Origin of the sequence: Pseudomonas sp. PDM24, assembly GCF_019218905.1 — a bacterium.
GTDB lineage: Bacteria > Pseudomonadota > Gammaproteobacteria > Pseudomonadales > Pseudomonadaceae > Aquipseudomonas.
This window is the reverse complement of sequence record NZ_JAHUWR010000004.1, coordinates 510,344-524,503: the sequence shown is the minus strand read 5'-3', so window position 1 is coordinate 524,503 and position 14,160 is coordinate 510,344. Positions and strand designations below refer to the sequence as shown.

Sequence of the window (14,160 nt, the reverse complement as noted above, 5' to 3'; positions counted from 1 at the left end):
ATACTACGTCGTGATGGTCAGGGTAGACGCACTCATGAAAACAGGCCTCCCCCGCAAACAAAAAGGTGCCGTGGCGATTGAGTTCGCTTTGGTGTTCATCATCTTTTTCGCCGTATTTTATGGGCTGGTGAGTTACAGCCTGCCACTGCTGCTGATGCAATCATTCAATCAATCGACGGCCGAAGCGGTGCGCCGCAGTGTGGCGCTGGACCCAAGCACCGCCAATTACGACACCGCCGTCAGAAACATAGCGACCACCGAACTGACCCGGCAGCTGGCCTGGATTCCTGCCGCGCTGAACTTCAATGTGGCCACCGACGCCAGTGCCACCTACATCGGTGGCGTGCTGACGGTCACCATCAATTACCCCACCAGTAAACTGAATCAGGTCCTGCCGTTCCTGGTGCTGCCGGGGATCGGCTCGGTGCCCAATCTGCCGGCGACCCTTACCGCCCGCTCGAGCCTGCAATTTTGAGTTCCGGGGACAAACTCTTCGGGCGCCTGCTCAATCGCCAACCGCAGCAGCCCTCGACCAGTGCTGACCCTGCGAGCGTGCAACGTGTCGGTTTGCAGCTGCATCTGGATGACGAAGGCCGAGTGATTCAGCTGACCGGCCCGCTGCGGCATCTGCTGGCGCAACAAATGCCCGGCGCGCAGACACCGCATCTGCTCGATTACCTCATGCCCCATAGCGCCCTGTCGGTCGAAGGCGCGCCTGCCGAGTGGCAAGGACAAAGCCTGGACCTGGATTTCTTCAGCCTCGGCGAACAACCGCTGCATCTGCGTGGCTGGGTGCAGCCGTTGGGCGAAAACTGGCTGCTGCAGTTGATCGACATCGGCGACCTGTTGCTCGAACGTCGACAAGCGCGCAGCCGTGAACAATGCCAGTTGCTCGCGGCGCAGGTCAGTGAACAGTTGCGCCTGTGCAGCCTGACGCGCTTGCCCGAGGTGCTGGCGGAGCAACTTCAAGGTCTGGCCCAGCGCTTTCAGATCCCCTGCATCGCCATGGCTTTGCTCGATGAACAGGCCGAGGGTTGGCTGATTCACCAGCATTACGCAGCCTTCGATGCGCCTCTATTGTGGGAAATCGACCAACGCCTGGGCACCGGTCTCGACAGTTTGAATGGCTCCGCCCCTCAGCAACTGATTCCCAGCGAACACCCGCGCCTGCAAGGCATCTTCGGCAATGCCGAAGGGTTCGCGGTGCCTTACCACAATGCCCTGGGCGTGGTGGCCTGGTTGCTCTGTGGTTTCTACCCGGTGCAACAGCGTGCTCCCGACCTGAACGAGCGCGACTGGTTGCAACTCACCGCCGCCCTGGCCGGCCCGCTGCTTGAGCGCTTGCGCGAGCATCAGCACCATCTGCAACTGGAGCGGCTGGAGTCTCTGCAAGCCTTGCTCGGCACCGGCTGGTGGGAGGTCTTCAGTGACAACGCCGAGGTGCAATTGGCGCCATCGCTGGCCGGTACGTTGAACCTTGCGAGCACGCGTTTGCCGCTGCACGACTGGCTCGAACAGATCCACCCCGCCGACCGTGAAGAGCTGACGATTCGCCTGCAAACCTTGCAGGATGAAGGCGCGCCGTTGCTGCTGTGCGTACGCCTGCATCGTCCCGACGCGGCACAAACGCCGATCTGGTATCGACTGCAAGGTCAGGCCCTGGGCATCGGCAGAAACCGGCGGCTGGTGGGTTTCATGCTCGACATCAGCGACATCAAGAATCAGGAGCAGAACGCCGCTGCCGCCCATGCCCGGCTGGACAACCTGATCGCCAGTTCACCGGCGGTGATCTACGTGCAGCGCTATGTCGAAGGTGCGCTGCAACCGACATTTTTCAGCGACAGTTTATTGCCGCTACTCGGTTGGTCGCTCGCCGATTGCGCCGCCGGCGCACTGGTGGAGCGGGTCCATCCCGAGGACCGCGACGGCTATTTCGAGCGCACCCGGCAACTGCTGCGCGAAGGTTCGGTGCGTGCCCGTTATCGGCTGCGCGACAGTCATGGCGATTACCACTGGCTGCTCGACGAAGCCAAACTGCTGCGCGATGACCTCGGGCTGCCGGTAGAAGCTGTGGGCCTGTGGCTGGATGTCACCGAAGCGACCCTGGCCGCCGAGCAAGTAAAACAGAGTGAAGAGCGCTATCGGATCCTGGTGGAAGATTCCCCGGCGATGATCTGCCGCTACCTTCCAGACCTGACGCTGACCTTCGGCAACCGCCCGCTGGCGACCTACCTGGAATGCCAGCCCGAGCAACTGCCTGGGGTGAACCTGGGCAGCTGGATGTCGCCGGAACAGCGCGAAGCGTTCCTCCAGCGGCTCAGTCACCTGAGCCCGGAGTTCCCGGTCAGCACTGCGGAAATCAACCTGCAACTGCCGGGACGGGAACACGCCTGGTGGGTCTGGTCGGATCGCGGGGTGTTCGACGAGCAGGGTCGCTTGCTGGAGATTCAAGCCGTGGGCCGTGACAACACCGAAGTCCGGCGCGCCCAGCAACAGCTCACCCAGAGCGCGAAAATGGCCACCCTCGGCGAAATGGCCACTGGGCTGGCCCATGAAATCAACCAGCCACTGAACGTAATGCGCATGGCCATCGTCAATGTGCTCAAGCGTCTGAGCAACGGCGATGCGCAAATCGATTACCTGACAGACAAGCTCAACCGCATCGACGCGCAAGTCCAGCGCGCCGCGCGGGTGGTGGATCACATGCGGGTATTCGGTCGGCGCTCGGAGATCGAGCAACACCCGTTCAATCCGGCGCAAGCCATCGAAGGCACGCTGTCTCTGCTGTCCGAAGGCATGCGCGGCAAAGGGGTCGAGCTGCGGGTCAGCGAGACCGGATTTGAGGTACAGGTGCGCGGTTACGTCGATCAACTGGAACAGGTGTTGATCAATCTGATGGTCAATGCAAGGGATGCGCTGCTGAGTAAGCGCGAGGCCGACCGGGAGTTCAAACCGTGGATCTCGGTGTACGCCGAACGTGATGAATACTCGGTGCGACTGTGGGTCGAGGATAACGGCGGCGGTATCGATCCACGGCTGCTGGAGCGGATTTTCGAACCCTTCTTCACCACCAAACCGGTGGGTGTCGGCACCGGGCTCGGGTTGTCGGTGAGTTACGGCATTGTCGCAAACATGGGCGGTAAATTGAGTGTAAGAAACTCGACAGAGGGCGCGCGGTTTTGTATCGAGTTGCCGATTGCCACAGACGATCAGATCACCAGCGTCGCGCGCCCCGAGTGACAGCTGAGGTTGGCGCCGACGTCGACCTTGTTCAAATCGATCCCCAGGCTTAACAGCAAGGTGTTGATCAAGCTGTCGAGCAACGGGCTGAGCACGCTGTTGATCGCGCTGACCAGCAAGGTAGTGACGCTGCTCAGGATCGTCCCCAGACCGCTGACGAGACTGCCCGACGGGCCATACATGTCCACGTGAATATTAAGCGGGGTATTGAGCAGACTGCTGACGATGCTGCTGGTGGTGAACGCGTAGTAGAACGGTGGCTGATTGATTTCCGGCAGGCTGCTGGCCGGTGGTGCGGAGTACACGTGGGAAATGTTGGCGTTCGCCGCCACGCTGGTGTCGGCCACGATATCGATGCCGCCACCGACGCCGGGCACCCGCGGATCGCAAGTGATGGGCAGAAAGAGAAGCCTGCGACAGGTTTTGATCCCGATATCGATCACCTTCAACGGCTGCACCGTGACCGCCGGCGGTGTGGTGTTGCTGCCGAACATGCTGGCCGCATCGATCCGGCCGATTTTCAGGTTCACCAGCGATGTACTGGTGCTGGTGGTCAGGGTTTTATTGGTATTACTGACGCAGCTGTAGGCCGTGACGTAACTGCTGGCGCTGGCGACCTCCAGCGCCACGTCGAGCCGTATCGGCCCCGGCAACACGATGATGTCGGGTGTCTGGCAGGGTACGCCCAAGGCACAAGTCAGTGAATTGAGCACCGCCACCAGGTTGAGATTGAGTAAGGCGTTGAGGGTGTTGGTCAGCGGTCCTGCCAGATCGGTTACCGCATTGACCAGCGCCGTGATGGCGTCGAGTGCCGGCAAGTCGATCGACAGCAATGTGCGAACCTGCGCGGTTCTCACGTAGATCCGATTGGGGCCCAGTGGATCCAGCGCCGCGTTTTTCGGATTGCCTATTGCCGAGAGTTGCGGCGGCTCCAGGACCTGCACCCGGGCCGTGATTTGCGCCAGCCCCGCCAGATTGATCGGTAGCGTCGCCACCAGACCGTTTTTCTTGTTGGCCAGTTGCACGATGCCTTCGATCAGGTTGAACACGCTCACGTTAGTCGCGAACGCCGACATGTTGCTGCCATTCTCGACGTGCAACAAATTGCCCAGCACCACGGTCGTGGAGCCTGCGGCAACCTTGAGTGCTTGCAGACCGACGATGGTCGCCGTCGCGCCGAGAGTGCCGCCGGGGTCCAGCACGTTGACGGCCGTCTGGATCAACTGGCTGACGGCCACCGAAGTGCCCAATACCTGGCTATACCCGGCGGCGTTGACGCCGAGGTCGACCTTCAGTCGATCGAGGTAACCGAGCAGGCTGATATTGCTGTTCAGCAACCCCTCCCAACCCGCCACGGAGAGGTTCAGACTGCCGCCCAACAAACCACCGAACAGCGCATTAAGGGTGGCCGACTTGCTGGTATCGATAGTCAGCACCGTACTGCGAATGGTCAGCGATGCCAGCGGAGGTGGCAACGCTGCGACGGCGGTCGCGGTCAGGTTGAGGGTCGCACCGGCTGGAGCACCGCCGAACACGGCACCAATACCACCGGCAAAACTCTGCAGGATCGAATGGCTGACGGTCACCCGAATGGCTTCGCTGCTGCTCGGATCAGCCGTAAAAACCCGAAGATTATTGGCGTCCAGACTCAAGGTGCCACAGGCTACCGCCAGGCTGCGGGTGGAGTCAGGAAGGGAGAAGTCGTTGCGGTTTGCACTGGCGGTGGCATAGACGGTAGCGGTGGCACCCACGGCGCAATCACCGTTACGCGTGGCAGCCTCCAGCGCGGCCATATCCGCCACCCGTTGCAAGCTGCGTTTTTCCAGGTACAGGCGGCCGCTGTCGACCAAGATCAGCAGAAACACCAAGGCCATGCCCAAGGTCAGCACCGCCATCAAACCAATCGCTCCCCGTTGCCGGGCCGGGCTACGAAACTGCAAGCAGGGAGACATGGCGCACTCCTTTGCCGGCGCACTGGCGAGGGTTACCTCCATTGGTGAGAAGCAGTGTAGACAAGGGTTAGCCAGATTGCTGGCAACTCGCCATCCAAGACAACAAAAACCCAATATGGGAATAGGCTTATTGTGGGCTTGTGTGACGACGAAGATCCTGTAGGAGCGAGGCTTGCCCGCGAAGAAAACACCGCAGTTTTTCAGTCATTACGCGTTATCGTTCTTCGCGGGCAAGCCTCGCTCCTACAGGGGCTGTGGTGTCGGTTAGTTCAAGCGCGGTGGATAGTTAGCCAATATCCGCCCGACCGTCTCGTGGATTTTATTGCTACGATCCTGCGGGTTCGGTGTGCGACTAAGCGTCTGCTCGTCGCTGCCGCGCCACACCAGTTTGCCGTCCTTGCCATCGAGCAGGTCGATCTGAATGGTCGCCACCTTGTAGCTGATGTTGCGCGTTTCGTTGTACATCGGCCCGCCCCAGTAGCCGTACCATGGGCCACCATAACCGCCGCCATAGTTGGTAGTCACTTGTTGCTGGCGATCTTCGACGATCAGGTAGGCCTGTACCTTCAGATCCGCACTGGCGCCGGCAGCAGCCGGACGCAAGCCGCGCTGATCCAGCTGATCGGCAACGGACTGGCGGATGCGTTGTTCGGTCAGGTCACTCTTGATCCGTGGATCATCGGGACGGTATTGCACGGCGGGCTCTTTCCAGCTCCAGCTACGATAGGCGGCAAAGTCGCGGCTGGCATCGAAGTCATGATTGACCTGGTTGGCGGCGCAGGCAGTGAGCAGCGCGGCCATGGCCAGTAAAGCGAGACGGCGGAACATGATTATTCTCCGATAGAAGACATGCACCTGCGGGAGGCTTCCGGTAAAAGAAGCTAACTAGGAGGATACGCCGACATGGCCTTTTCTACAGCTTCGCGAATGGCATCGGCACGCTCGCTCTGGCTCCCCTGGCTGCTGGTTTCGGCACTGGCACTCCATACCGGCTGGCCAGTGCTCGCGTCGAACAGCTCGACACGCACCACCACGACTTGTACCTGATAAGTGCGGATGACCGGCACCGTGTTGTACATGCCGTAACCGCTGCCGTAGCGGTTATAACCGCCGCCGTAATAACCCCCGCCGTAACCATAGTCGTCCTGCACCTGACGCAAGCGGGTTTCCAGATGCAAATCAGCGCTGACCAACAGGTCCGCCGGGCGGTTGTCGTGCAGTGGGCGCAAGCCGCGTTGATCGAGGGCATTACTGACCGCTTCGGCCACCTGCGCCGAGTCGGCCCAGGCCGTGCCCGGTGGCAGGCGTCCGTTGAGCCAGGCCCAGCTGCGATAGCGGCCGTAATCGCGTGGCGGCGCCGGGTAGGCGCTGCGGTCGAAGGTGGTGGCGGCCTGAGGCGGTGCCGGTGGCAGGGGATTGGAGGTCGCGACATAAGGGTTGCTGCCCTGACAGGCTGCCAACCCGAGACAGATCACCAGTAACCCTGAACGACTTTTCATTTCGCGCTCCGCTCAGATCGGCCGACAGATCCAGTGCAGGTAGCGCCCAAGCCCGGCGAAACTTGGGTGACGGCGGTGGGCCAGTTCCATTTCCAGCAAGTCCGGAAGTTCGACGCGGGCCTGGAATTCCACTGGCATGTAGTCATAAAAAACCCGCACCCCACTCTGGGTTTCGACCTGCCACATGCTCTCAAGTTGCGCCGCCAGTTCCCGTGGATCCAGTGGCTGCTGCGGCGTCAGGCTCTGCTTTTCGCCGGCCATGTCGTTCTTGCGCATCTTGCGGAAATGCCCCTTGAGCAGGTTGCGGTAGATCAACGCATCGCGGTTGTAGAACGCCAGGGACAACCAGCCGTCCGGCTTCGTCAACTGATGCAGCACCGGCAAAATCGCATGGGGTTCAGCCAGCCATTCCAGCACGGCGTGGCACAGCACAAGGTCGTAAGGTTCAGTGAGCTGACCGAGCAGATCCTGCCACGGCGCCTGGATGAACGTCGCAGTCTGCCCGGCTTCGGCGAAGCGCTGGCGGGCGCCTTCAAGCATCGGTTCGGCGGGCTCGGCGAGGGTCACCTGATGACCTCGCTCGGCCAGCCACAACGACATGTGGCCCAAGCCGGCGCCGATGTCCAGTACACGCAACGGGCGGTCCGGCAGGGTTTCGGCCAGGTCGGCCTGCAGCACCGCGAGCCGGATCGCACCTTTGGCGCCACCGTAGATTTTTTCGGCGAAACGGGTCGCCAGTTGATCGAAATGACGGTCGCTCATCAGCTGAACCGCCGTTCGCTGTCCGCAAGCTTGCTGCGCACCACTTCATTCATGTCCAACCCCAACTCGCTGCACAGCAGCAGTAGATACAACACGATGTCGCCGACTTCCTGCCCGACATGGGCGAGCTTGTCCGCCGGCAACTGGCGTGACTGGTCTTCGGTCAGCCACTGGAAAATCTCCACCAGCTCGGACATTTCCACGCTCGCGGCCATGGCCAGGTTTTTCGGGCTGTGAAATTGCCGCCAGTCATTGCGGTCGCGAATGGCGTGCAGGCGTTCGGTCAGTTCAACAAGGTTCATCGGGCTCTCCTGGAGGCGTATAGCTTCAGGGGGATGGCGGGTGAAGGCAAGATCTATGTAGCAGCTACCGAAGGCTGCGTTCGGCTGCGCAGCAGTCGTGAATATGGCTGACGCGCTCTGCCTGACGTACCGCAATTTCCGGTTTGACGACTGCTTCGCAGCCGAACGCAGCCTTCGGCAGCTGCTACAGAGATGTTTGCGCCATACTTGGACGGTCGGGAACTCGGCAGCACGATCAATAGCCCAATGCTCGGATCCGGCAACCACGCCACCACTCCATCAGGACGTACACATGCAGGTAGAAAGCTTTTTCGAATGGCTCGGCCAGATAATCGGTTCGGCCATCCGGTTCATCATCGATGCCCTCAGTGGTCTGTTCAACCTGTTGAGCAACGCCGGCAGCAATTTTGTCGAAGGGTTGGCCCAGGCGCTGGGCATGGACACTTCGATCATCAGCATCATCACGCTGATCATCGGGCTGATGTTGCTGTGGGCAGCGATCCGCGCCTTCATGAACGCGTCGATCATCATGGGGATTATCTGGTTGCTGCTGGGATTGTGGTTGCTGAGCTGGATTGTTCATTAAGGCAACCCACCATCAATGTGGGAGCGGGCTTGCTCGCGAAAGCGGTGTGTCAGGCGACTGATAGGTTGAATGTAAGAAAGCCTTCGCGAGCAAGCCCGCTCCCACATTGGATCTGTGATGTTTTGTAGATTGCGTTCTCTTGGCTGAACATAATCTGCCCTACAATGCAGGCGCCCCCAAGGAGCCTGCATGTCCAACCTGATTGCCGACTGGCGCGACCGTCCGACCCATCGTCGAGTCTGGGCGCTCGCCGCCCCGATGATTCTCTCGAACATTTCCGTACCGCTGGTAGCGCTGGTCGACAGTACTGTCATCGGCCACCTGCCCCATGCTCATCAACTCGGCGCTGTCGCGGTGGGCGCCAGTCTGTATACCTTTCTGGCCTGGGCCATGGGCTTTCTGCGCATGGGTTCCACCGGGTTCGCCGCCCAGGCTGCCGGACGCGGAGATGGCGCAGCGTTGCGGCAGATTTTGCTCCAGGGTCTGTTGTTGGCCATGGGCCTGGCCATCGTGTTGGGTGCTGTGGGCGTGCCGTTGAGCGGGGTCGCGTTGCACTTCATGCAACCGTCGGCCGAGCTGGATCAGTTGACCCGCGAATTCTTCCACACGCGGCTGTTTGGCTTGCCGGCGGCGCTGGCCAGCTACGCGCTGGTGGGCTGGTTCCTCGGCACCCAGAACGCTCGGGCTCCGCTGGCGATTCTGCTGAGCACCAATCTGGTCAACATCGCGTTGAACCTCTGGTTTGTACTCGGCCTGGAGTGGGGTGTGGTCGGCGCGGCCCGGGCCTCGGTGATCGCCGAATGGACCGGCGCGCTGATCGGCCTGTTCATGACCCGCAAGGCTCTGCGCGCCTATCCCGGCCATATCGCCTGGGCAGCGCTGGCGTTGTGGCAGAGCTGGCGCCCATTGCTGGCGGTCAATCGCGACATCTTCATTCGCAGCCTGGCATTGCAGTCAGTGTTTTTCCTGATCACCGTGCAAGGCGCGCGGCTGGGCGATGCCACGGTCGCCGCCAACGCGTTGCTGCTCAACGGTCTGCTGCTGACCGCCCACGCGCTGGACGGTCTGGCTCATGCCGTAGAAGCCCTGTGTGGACACGCCATCGGTGCTCGCGACCGAGAAGCCCTGCGTCGGTCATTGGTGGTGGCGTGCGGTTGGTCGTTGCTGGCGAGTGTGGGGTTTGCCTTGCTGTTTCTGTTCGCCGGGCACCTGTTCATCCAGATGCAGACGGACATCCAGAGCGTGCGCGATACCGCATTCCTATACCTGCCTTACCTCGCGGTGCTGCCGCTGATTGCCGTCTGGAGCTACCTGCTCGACGGTCTGTTCATTGGCGCCACCCGCGCCCGGGAAATGCGCAACGGTATGCTGCTGACGGTGATCCTGCTGCTGCCCTTCGCCTGGGCGCTGCAAGGCTTGGGCAACCATGGACTGTGGATAACCTTCCTGTTGTTCATGTTGCTGCGCAGCCTGACCCTTGGTGCATTCGCCTGGTACTTGCGCAAGCACGATGGCTGGTTCAAAGGATAACGAGGGCCGGCCTTCACGTTCAGGGTTGATCGTTTTGCCACCGGTTGCGCAAGCTATCGAGACGCTCCTGCTGGCTGGCTCCCGACAATGGCTGCCCGGCCACTGCGTCGGGATGCTGCAAGCGCAGCCATAACCAGTCATCGAGCACCGCACGTTCGCTGAAACCCAGCGCCAGCCCTTCCTGCAAGTAAGCCCATACGCTGTTGTAACCGGTGCCGGTGGATCGGCTCCAGCGCCAGGCGTGTTGTTCCAGCAGGCAGGTTTGCAAGGTGTCTCGCTGACGCAGGCTGAGGTTTTCTTCAATGGCCAGCGGCCGGACGGCAAGCCGCGGATTGAACAACTGCTGCCAGCCCTGACAGCCTATCGCCCGGTCGGCCCAGGTGCCACCGAACCAGCGCAACTGATCGATCGGACCGAGCCAGCGACTCAACTCCTGCGCATCGCAGGCATCAAAAAAATAACTCGCCGTGTGTGGATTGTAGTAACTCAACAAGGCCCGGTGATGCAGACCCAGCGTGACCGTGAGCATGCGTCGCAAATGCTCCAGCAACTGCGATGGCGTTGCTTCACTGGCTAGCAGCAATCCGCTCCAGATGTGTGGCGCACTTTGGCATAACTCGGTCAGTGCAGGGCATTCGCGAAGGTCGACCAAGACCGGGCCGTACTCACGCAACGGGTGAAACTCAGTGCCTTCGAACAGGCGGAACCATCGGGCATGAGTAAACTGTTGCCGCAAATTCGCACCGGCCTGAGGCTCGCCCGGAATATCGAGCAACAACCATTGCGCAGTCGAGTCGGGCGCCTGAGCGGCGATCATGCCGCACCGCTCTGGCCAAACTGCGTCGCCGCCCGACAGGTGCAGAAGGACTGCATGCAATGACTGAAACTGCCGCCACCGGGCAGCAGGCACAGGAGCACCAAGGGTTCGCTGGATTGCAGCATGCCCAGCAAGCCGTCGAGCGCCAGGTTCGCATCGGTCACCAAGGAAGGTTGCAGGTCGGGTATGACGGGCTCTGCGCTCGACGCTGCGCAGGGAAGAAATCCGCTGATCAAGGGTTGATCCGGATCGCCTTCGATGAAGCTCACCAGCACCTGCGCCCCTTCGCACAACGGCAGACTGCCCGCGTCTCCCAACTCGGGAGCCAACGGCAACCAGCAGTGGCTGGGCGCTGCGCCTTCCCCCTGATAAAGCCAGTCAAACTGCACCGCTACCGGTCTGGACAGATCCGGTTGAGACTCATCGACCTCGACGACCCACGCCCGTTGCAGGCTGTGCATCCTGGGTTTCATGACCGAATGATCTGCCACGAAAGGCACTTCCTGCACAACGGCGCGCAGTTGATTGCTATAGGGAAACCCTGGCTCCTGCCCCCCTTGATGCTCGACATGGGTCAGCAGCCAGAGACGATTGCAGTCCACACACGGGTGGCCGGACAGCGGCATCAGTTGACCGCTGCGCAGCGTCGCCAGATTCGTCTGGCCTTCGGCGATCTGACCGCAGCCGTGAAGCTTGAACTGATGCACACCTGGCCGTTCGTTCTCACCCTCAAAGACGCTCTCTTCGCCACGACTGAACTGCCCCAGGCCATCACCGAAAACCAGACAGTGTCCTGCGCGTGCGCAGTGTTCGAAATGGTAATGAAGGCGTTCCTGGGCGCACAGACGCTGGAGAAACTGCAGGTCTGATTCCCGGTACTGCGTGCAGAAATCACGGGGCGGGTAATCGCCACTCAGGTCGAAGCGACGCCCCTTACCGGCAATGCCGTGCTCCTTGAGTACTTGAGCGAGAATCTCCGGCACCGAGCGCTGGCTGAAGATTCGCTGATTGAAGCGCTGGCCCAGACACGCCAACCTGGGGCCGAGACGCACACGACATAGCCCGGGCTCACCGCCATGGCCAAGCTGAACGAGGCCAAGCAGCTGCCCGTGAATACCCTGCCCCTGGGGCCCGAAGTGCAAAAAGGCCGAACGATACAGCAGGCTCGCAAGGTCCAGCGTCGGGTCATCGTTCAGCAGATCCACGTCGAACACAAAGGGTTCGCTGATGGCTTCACTACCGGTAAAGGCCAAGACCTCAAAGGGGTCGGGAAGACCCGCTATATCCAGACGAAATGACGGCTCGTTGACTGGATCGAACATCGGCGATTCTCTACAGGAGGGGCGGCCGGGGATTCTCGCTGAGAGACATGGCCGAGTAGAGTGCCGAAATACAACTTAGGAAATGACCTACGTGAAAAGAAGACCGCATCGCTTGGATAGCCCGGTCTGTGGTTCATTTCACTTGAAAAAAGAGAAGCCCCGCACCAGGTCATCTGAAATTTCCGCACTGTACGGAGAATTTTCAGACAACCCGATGAGAACGGAGCCTTACCTCAAGAAGACAGGTAAGACGAGCGGGTCAGGCCCAGACGCAAGGCGTCGAGGAACTGGGTACGCTCGGCGGCGCTGATGCGGGCACTGGCGCACTTGTCGCGGTAGTGGGTCATCAGCTCTTCCGGCGACAAGTGCACGTAACGCAGCATGTCTTCGATGGTGTCGTGGGTTTCGATACCGGCGTGGTACACGCTGCCATCGGCGTTCTGGTAGATGTTCACCGAGTCCGTGTCACCGAACAGGTTATGCATGTCGCCGAGAATTTCCTGGTAGGCACCCACCAGGAAGATCCCCAGCAGGTAGTCTTCACCGTCGTTCAGACCGTGAACCGGCAGGCTGGTCTCGATGCTCTGCTCGTCGACGTATTGCTTGATCTTGCCGTCGGAGTCGCAAGTCAGATCTTGCAGCACCGCACGGCGCAGCGGCTCTTCGTCGAGACGGTGCAACGGCAAAATCGGCAGGACCTGGCCGATGGCCCAAGTGTCCGGCAGGCTCTGGAATACCGAGAAGTTGCAGATGTACTTGTCAGCCAGCTTGTCGTTGAGTTCGTCGAGCACCTGACGGTGGGAACGCTGACGGGCCTTCAACGAGTTGTGCAGGCGGCGGCAAACGGCGAAGTAGCATTGCTCGGCCAGGGCTTTTTGCGCCAGGGTCAGCTTGCCATCGGCGTATTGAGTGGCCACGTCGCTCATGTAGTGCGTCGCGCGCCAGTACGTTTCGGTGACCATCTCGATGTCGGTCGGGCCGAGCAGATCAACCAGCCATTGCACGGTTTCCGGCAGCTCGTCCTTGTTATCGATCTTCGGCACGTCGTCATTGTGTTTCTCGACGTCGGTCACCTGAACCACCAGCATGGCGTGGTGAGCGGTCAGGGAGCGGCCGCTTTCAGAGAAAATGTTCGGGTGCGGCAGGCTCTGCGCGTCGCAGAACTCCTTGAGCATCCCGACCACGACACCGGCGTAATCGTCCATGTCGTAGTTGATCGAACTGGCGTTACGCGAGTGAGTACCGTCGTAGTCCACGCCCAAACCGCCGCCGACGTCGATGTGATCCACCGGCAGGCCAAGGTTGCGCAGCTCGCCGTAATAACGGATCGCTTCCTTGAAGCCGTGCTGGTAGTCAGCCAGGTTGGCGATCTGCGAACCCATATGGAAGTGCAGCAGGCGAATGCCCTGATCCAGGCCGGCCGCACGGAAACGCTCGACCACCGACAGCAGTTGCGCCGCCGACAGGCCGAACTTGGATTTTTCGCCACCGGTGTCTGCCCACTTGCTCGACGCCAGGGACGACAGACGCACGCGCAGGCCGACCTGCGGCTTGACCTTTAGCGCCGCTGCTTCTTCGATCACCAGACCGACTTCGGATTCTTTCTCGATCACGATGAACACGTTATGACCGAGCTTCTGGCCCATCAGCGCCAGACGGATGAACTCGCGGTCCTTGTAACCGTTGCAGACGATGGTGCCACCCTTCGGTGCCAACGCCAGAACAGCGAGTAACTCAGGCTTGGAGCCGGCTTCCAGACCGATCGATACGTCCTGGGTGGCGATGATGTTTTCGATCACCGCTTCCTGCTGGTTGACCTTGATCGGGTACAACGCCGTGTACTTGCTCTGGTATTCCAGACGCTCGATATTGGCGTCGAACGCACCGGTCAGCTGACGCACACGGTCTTGCAGGATGTCAGGGAAACGCACCAGCAACGGCAACGACAAACCACTTTTGCGCAGTTGGTCGACTTGCTCGAAGAGGTCGATAGGCGAACTGGTCGGACCGTTCGGACGAACTTCGACGCGACCGGCGTCATTGATCGCGAAATACCCGGCCCCCCAATGGCGAATCCCGTAAACACTGCGGCTGTCCGCAACTGTCCATTGGCTGCCATCGTCTTTGCGTGTGCGTCGTACGGACATCGA

General features: G+C 60.7%; 12 protein-coding genes. 4 read left to right on the top strand and 8 right to left on the bottom strand.

Translation table 11 applies throughout. The features are described 5' to 3' along the window. Positions 1-34 precede the first annotated feature (34 nt). Both KW837_RS16840 and KW837_RS16835 read left to right on the top strand, forming a co-directional pair. The gene (locus KW837_RS16840) at positions 35-475 is read left to right on the top strand and encodes a TadE/TadG family type IV pilus assembly protein (RefSeq protein ID WP_007907464.1); all 441 of its coding nucleotides are present in this window, start codon (positions 35-37) and stop codon (positions 473-475) included. After that, a complete protein-coding gene (locus KW837_RS16835; RefSeq protein WP_218397335.1) occupies positions 472-3,240 on the top strand; it encodes an ATP-binding protein in 2,769 nt (922 codons plus the stop codon). Before KW837_RS16840 ends, KW837_RS16835 begins: the two co-directional genes overlap by 4 nt. Here KW837_RS16835 and KW837_RS16830 read toward each other — a convergent pair. From KW837_RS16830 to KW837_RS16810, 5 genes are all read right to left on the bottom strand, one after another. Further along, a complete protein-coding gene (locus KW837_RS16830) occupies positions 3,210-5,192 on the bottom strand; it encodes a pilus assembly protein TadG-related protein (protein WP_218397334.1) in 1,983 nt (660 codons plus the stop codon). The genes KW837_RS16835 and KW837_RS16830 overlap by 31 nt on opposite strands. A 264-nt stretch (positions 5,193-5,456) precedes the next feature. After that, on the bottom strand, positions 5,457-6,020 hold the full coding sequence (locus KW837_RS16825; protein ID WP_218397333.1) for a DUF4136 domain-containing protein: 564 nt from the start codon (positions 6,018-6,020) through the stop codon (positions 5,457-5,459). A 53-nt stretch (positions 6,021-6,073) separates the two neighbouring features. Beyond that, a complete protein-coding gene (locus tag KW837_RS16820) occupies positions 6,074-6,691 on the bottom strand; it encodes a DUF4136 domain-containing protein (RefSeq protein WP_218397331.1) in 618 nt (205 codons plus the stop codon). Positions 6,692-6,703: 12 nt separating this feature from the next. Further along, positions 6,704-7,453 (bottom strand): methyltransferase domain-containing protein, encoded by a 750-nt coding sequence (locus tag KW837_RS16815; protein WP_030128232.1) that lies wholly within the window; start codon positions 7,451-7,453, stop codon positions 6,704-6,706. Then, positions 7,453-7,755 carry a MazG-like family protein gene (locus KW837_RS16810; RefSeq protein WP_095634107.1) on the bottom strand — a complete coding sequence of 101 codons (303 nt, stop codon included), beginning with the start codon at positions 7,753-7,755 and terminating at the stop codon, positions 7,453-7,455. Before KW837_RS16810 ends, KW837_RS16815 begins: the two co-directional genes overlap by 1 nt. 292 nt (positions 7,756-8,047) lie before the next feature. Between KW837_RS16810 and KW837_RS16805 the strand changes: the two genes are divergently transcribed. Together KW837_RS16805 and KW837_RS16800 are read left to right on the top strand one after the other, a co-directional pair. Next, complete coding sequence (locus tag KW837_RS16805; protein WP_063341672.1) at positions 8,048-8,341, top strand: hypothetical protein; 294 nt, start codon at positions 8,048-8,050, stop codon at positions 8,339-8,341. Positions 8,342-8,530: 189 nt separating this feature from the next. Next, positions 8,531-9,871: an MATE family efflux transporter gene (locus KW837_RS16800; RefSeq protein ID WP_218397328.1), complete on the top strand. Its 1,341-nt coding sequence runs from the start codon at positions 8,531-8,533 to the stop codon at positions 9,869-9,871. 19 nt (positions 9,872-9,890) lie between these two features. Here the strand turns inward: KW837_RS16800 and KW837_RS16795 are convergent, their stop codons facing one another. The 3 genes from KW837_RS16795 to speA all read right to left on the bottom strand — a co-directional run bounded on the left by KW837_RS16795 (position 9,891) and on the right by speA (position 14,157). Then, positions 9,891-10,688, bottom strand: coding sequence for a DUF4123 domain-containing protein (locus KW837_RS16795; RefSeq protein ID WP_218397326.1), 798 nt, complete (start codon positions 10,686-10,688; stop codon positions 9,891-9,893). After that, positions 10,685-12,010 (bottom strand): type VI secretion system Vgr family protein, encoded by a 1,326-nt coding sequence (locus KW837_RS16790; RefSeq protein ID WP_218397324.1) that lies wholly within the window; start codon positions 12,008-12,010, stop codon positions 10,685-10,687. The genes KW837_RS16795 and KW837_RS16790 overlap by 4 nt, the downstream gene beginning before the upstream one ends. A 233-nt stretch (positions 12,011-12,243) precedes the next feature. Then, positions 12,244-14,157, bottom strand: a complete 1,914-nt coding sequence (gene speA / locus KW837_RS16785; RefSeq protein WP_192345844.1) for an arginine decarboxylase — start codon at positions 14,155-14,157, stop codon at positions 12,244-12,246. Positions 14,158-14,160: the final 3 nt, after the last annotated feature.

Coding starts and splice junctions, on each gene's coding strand:
- KW837_RS16840 (WP_007907464.1), top strand. CDS start 35: ATGAAAACAGGCCTCCCCCGCAAACAAAAAGGTGCCGTGGCGATTGAG.
- KW837_RS16830 (WP_218397334.1), bottom strand. CDS start 5,192: ATGTCTCCCTGCTTGCAGTTTCGTAGCCCGGCCCGGCAACGGGGAGCG.
- KW837_RS16825 (WP_218397333.1), bottom strand. CDS start 6,020: ATGTTCCGCCGTCTCGCTTTACTGGCCATGGCCGCGCTGCTCACTGCC.
- KW837_RS16820 (WP_218397331.1), bottom strand. CDS start 6,691: ATGAAAAGTCGTTCAGGGTTACTGGTGATCTGTCTCGGGTTGGCAGCC.
- KW837_RS16815 (WP_030128232.1), bottom strand. CDS start 7,453: ATGAGCGACCGTCATTTCGATCAACTGGCGACCCGTTTCGCCGAAAAA.
- KW837_RS16810 (WP_095634107.1), bottom strand. CDS start 7,755: ATGAACCTTGTTGAACTGACCGAACGCCTGCACGCCATTCGCGACCGC.
- KW837_RS16805 (WP_063341672.1), top strand. CDS start 8,048: ATGCAGGTAGAAAGCTTTTTCGAATGGCTCGGCCAGATAATCGGTTCG.
- KW837_RS16800 (WP_218397328.1), top strand. CDS start 8,531: ATGTCCAACCTGATTGCCGACTGGCGCGACCGTCCGACCCATCGTCGA.
- KW837_RS16795 (WP_218397326.1), bottom strand. CDS start 10,688: ATGATCGCCGCTCAGGCGCCCGACTCGACTGCGCAATGGTTGTTGCTC.
- KW837_RS16790 (WP_218397324.1), bottom strand. CDS start 12,010: ATGTTCGATCCAGTCAACGAGCCGTCATTTCGTCTGGATATAGCGGGT.
- speA (WP_192345844.1), bottom strand. CDS start 14,157: ATGTCCGTACGACGCACACGCAAAGACGATGGCAGCCAATGGACAGTT.